Source organism: Mycobacterium sp. TH-M106 (assembly GCF_057473765.1).
Genome location: NZ_JBYCLE010000271.1, coordinates 1 through 4,099, shown reverse-complemented (window position 1 = coordinate 4,099; position 4,099 = coordinate 1). Strand labels below are relative to the sequence as shown.

The 4,099-nt window shown below is 61.3% G+C and carries 4 protein-coding genes; all 4 read left to right on the top strand.

Going from position 1 to position 4,099, the window contains the following annotated elements; all coding sequences use genetic code 11:
• Positions 1-585, top strand: a 585-nt coding sequence (istB, locus tag AC2VOP_RS09410; protein WP_428898654.1) for an IS21-like element helper ATPase IstB, incomplete at its 5' end; no start/stop codon positions are given.
• Positions 586-606: 21 nt separating this feature from the next.
• Positions 607-807: a hypothetical protein gene (locus AC2VOP_RS09405; protein WP_428898653.1), complete on the top strand. Its 201-nt coding sequence runs from the start codon at positions 607-609 to the stop codon at positions 805-807.
• Positions 807-1,550, top strand: a complete 744-nt coding sequence (locus tag AC2VOP_RS09400; RefSeq protein WP_428898652.1) for a hypothetical protein — start codon at positions 807-809, stop codon at positions 1,548-1,550. Before AC2VOP_RS09405 ends, AC2VOP_RS09400 begins: the two co-directional genes overlap by 1 nt.
• Positions 1,547-3,943, top strand: coding sequence for an AAA family ATPase (locus tag AC2VOP_RS09395; RefSeq protein WP_428898651.1), 2,397 nt, complete (start codon positions 1,547-1,549; stop codon positions 3,941-3,943). Before AC2VOP_RS09400 ends, AC2VOP_RS09395 begins: the two co-directional genes overlap by 4 nt.
• The last annotated feature ends 156 nt before the right edge of the window (positions 3,944-4,099 follow it).

Below are 4,099 nucleotides of genomic sequence, written 5' to 3'. Positions count from 1 at the left end.
CGGCGCATCAGCGAAGCGAAATTCCCTCGCCTCAAACGGCTCGCCGAGTTCAACACCGACGCCGTGGCATCGGTCAGCGCCGCGCAGCTGGCCACTTTGGCCAGCGGCACCTGGATCGACAACGGGCAACCGCTGGTGCTGCTCGGCGACTCCGGCACCGGGAAAACACATCTGCTCATCGGCCTTGGACTGGCGGCCTGCGAACAAGGCCGCCGGGTCCGCTACGTGACCACCGCACAGCTCGTCAACGAACTCGTCGAGGCCGCCGACGACCGGCAACTATCCCGCGTCGTTGGTCGATACGCCCGCCTGGACCTGCTGCTGCTCGACGAGCTGGGCTACGTCCAAATCGACACCCGCGGAGCCGAACTGCTGTTCCAGATCATCACCGAACGAGAAGAACGCGCCAGCATCGGAATCGGCACCAACCTGCCATTCAGCGAGTGGGGAACCGTCGTGGCCGACCCGCGCCTCATCGCCGCGATCGTGGACCGAATCACCTTCAACGCCCACATCATCGAGACCGGCACCCAGTCCTACCGGCTACGCACCAGCAAGACCAGCCGAACCAAGAACACCCACTGACCAACGAAAGGGAAAACGACCATGCCCGACATCACCATCAACAGCGCCGACGCCGCCGAATTCGCCGACCTGCTGAGCTGCCTGCGCGACTGGATCGACCTCGAGCAAGACCAACTCGACATGCTGCTGACCAAACACGGCTACGACCTCAACGGCATGCGGGTCGGCCTCGACCAACTCAGCGCGCTGCTGAGCCGCAACGACGACGAGCCCGTGTTCTGATGTCAGACACAACCACAACTACCGAACACCTGTCCGCCGGCCAACTAGCCGATCAGGCCGCCCACGCCATCCACGAACTCAACCACCGCACCCACCCCGCCAGCGATGACCTCGCCTATCCCGCCGACACCGCCGCGATCATCGCCACCCTGGCACACATGACCGGCATGCTCGGCCAACTACTCGCCCAGCTCACCGCCTGGCTGACCCACCAGCACCAAGACGGCAGGCTGACCCTCGACTCACTCGCGCCGCAGCCCGACCTCCCCCAGACGATGCACGCCCTGACCGACAGCCTGCAACACGCCATCAGATACGCCCAGCACACCGCCACCGAACTCGACACCGCCCACCAACACGCAGCGCACCTCGCCGCCGCCAAACCAGCCACCAACGATCAAGCCCCCAACACCAACGCCCGGGGCCAAAATTCATGCAGAACAGTGGGGCCAAACCACTTGACGAAACGCACTCGGGTCCTCACCGTCGACAGTGATACTCCTGATCCCGTTGAGATCCGCCGTGCCGTCGCCGTGCTGCTGCCACTAACGCTCCCGGCACAGCAGTCGGCGGGACAACCACCGCTGACGGTAGTGGCTGAGAAGTTGGGCGCCCCGGTGTCCGATGAACACCAGAAGTTTCTTGAGGCGGCCCAAATCGGCCCCGATGAGGTGCGAGACTGGTTGCGCAGCTATATCGACGCAGCGGCAATTGGCGAGTCGAGCGAAGGGGGCACTTCGTGACCGACGTGCCCCTCCGCGGCATTTCCATCTCCGACTTTCGTCGGCTTGAAGGCACACGCTTCCTGCCGCTTGACGCACCAATCGTGTTGCTGCACGGGCACAACGGTGCCGGTAAGACCAGCGTGCTATCAGCCCTTGAACTGGCACTTACTGGCGAAATCCGCAGCATGCGTCGTCATGACCCGCGATATACCGCCCATCTGCCGTTTCATGGACGCGAATTCGCGACGCTCAGCGCAAAGATCTCCGAGCAGCTGGGCGGAAGAAACGCACCTGGCCGAATGACAGTGGGCGGCAACCGGATTGAAGGGACACCGGCGCTCGACGCGGTTTCTGCTCAGTTCTATGCCGAACGATGCTATCTGGATCAAGTGTCCCTCGGCCAACTGCTCGATCTTTATCAGTACCGGGAAGGTAAGGAGGAATCAGCCCTCGCTCGCTTTGTCAACGAGCTGCTCGGTCTGGAGCAACTCGATGCTCTCCGCCTCGGGCTGACCGACGCGAACGACTTTCGTCGACTGAAGAAGTTGTCCGAACCACTGGCGGATGCCGACGCGGAGGCACAACAAGCCGAAGCGGAATTGGGCACCGCCACCTCGGACCTCAAAGCAGCAAGAGACAACCTGGCGAGATCACAGGAACTTCTCGCCGAAGCAATGGAGGTCCTGGGCTACTCCCTGCCCATCAGCAATGTCGAAATGGTCCGAAACGCGCTGAAGGCGAGCCGAGCGGACGAGGAGAAGCTAGCCGCCGCGGCTCTGCGCCAATCGATCACCTCGCTCGGCGGCCGAATCGAGGGCTTGTCCGCTAGACCGTCGGCAATTCGTCTGGAAGAAGCAAGAGCTGAGGCCGCAAATGCATCTGAGGCCCACCGTCGCTGGCGTGAAGAGTACGGACCGGCAATCGATGCCTGGCATGCCGAGGCTGCCCGTCTAGGGGTTATGACATCCGCCGATGCATCATCAGCGATTGCTGAGTCTACGCAGAGGCTAGACCGACGTGTCTCTCGTCAGAGCGAGCTGATGGCCGAGGTCAAGCAGCTGGAGAATCAGCTCGTCGAACGTCGATCCTCGCTCACCGTGCTTCAAAATCAGCTCGCCGATGCACAGGAAGAGGCCGGGTCGCTGGCCGAGGGCTTAGCCGCCCTTCGCGAGCATGCCTCGGACAATCTCTGTCCAGTGTGTGATCGAGCCTTCGATGAGGTGTCATCGACCCATCTCACGGTCCACATCGACCGCAAGATCACGCAACTTACAGACCAGGGACTCCAGCTTCGCCAACTCCGCCAGCAAAGGGACGCCGCGACGGCAGCCGTGCAACGCGACGAGCAGAAAATGGAGCAGATCCGAGGGCAGCTACTGACCGAAGACCAACTAGAAGTAGTCCGTTCTCAGAAGGCCGCCTTCGATGATCTCCAAACGCGCCTGCAGGAACTGCAGGCCGTAATCGACACCTTGCTCAAACTGAAATCCGCGCTCCGCGTCGCCGAAGCTACGTTGAGTGAACTGGAGTCAATCGCAAGCGACGCAAAATTCGTGAGCGAGGAACTTGAGAACCTCGCCCGAAAGCTAGACGTCCCTGCCCCCCGTGCCGATCAGACCCTGCATGACGCGTGGCGAAGGCTCGCTGAGATTACCGACGAACGCGTTACTAGGGCGGAAGCGCTCGCGACGGCGTACGCCAACGCCAACGCGATGCTGGAGGAGATGCAGCGCTGCGCGGCGCGCGTCGACAACCTCAAAGACGCTGTGGCACAAATCGCGGAACGGAAGGCGGTTTTGGATGCGCGTGTGAGAGAGGCGAAGCGTCGCCAGTCCGTAGCAAGAGCGGTACAAGATGCAGCGTCACAGGCACGGACCGAAATTGTGCGCCGTGTGTTCACCGAGTCGCTGAATGATGTTTGGCGAAGCGTCTTCACACGACTAGCGCCACGCGAGTACTTCGTTCCTATGTTCGGAATCCCCACGTCGTCGAGGACTGCGCTTGAACTGACTTTAGAGACGGTCCACACTTCCGGCACTACCGGCGGATCGCCTCAGCTGATGCTCAGTGCAGGAAACTTGAATACTGCTGCACTGTCCCTATTCATCGCGTTGCACCTAGCGGTTGAGCCCCTGGTGCCATGCCTCGTCTTCGACGACCCAGTTCAGTCAATGGATGAGGTTCACGTCACCCAGTTTGCGGGCCTGATGAGAGTTCTATCGAAGCAGCATGGCCGCCAGATCATCATCGCCGTCCACGAGCGAGAGCTCTTTGAGTATCTCGCTCTCGAACTGAGTCCTGCCTTCGATGGCGACGAACTCATAACGATCGAGCTCGGGGGACCACCGGACGAGACCGACGTAGGAGTTCGGCGGATCACATGGACACCGGATCCAGCGATTGCCGTTTGAGAGTGCGCCTACGCTCTCAGCTCGGCTGCGTGGTCCCAAACTGGTCCCAACACCAAGAACCGCTTCTACCGGTGACGATGAATAACAGCAGCTCAGAGCCTCTTTCACAAAGTCGGGCTGACAGGATTTGAACCTGCGACCACTTGACCCCCAGTC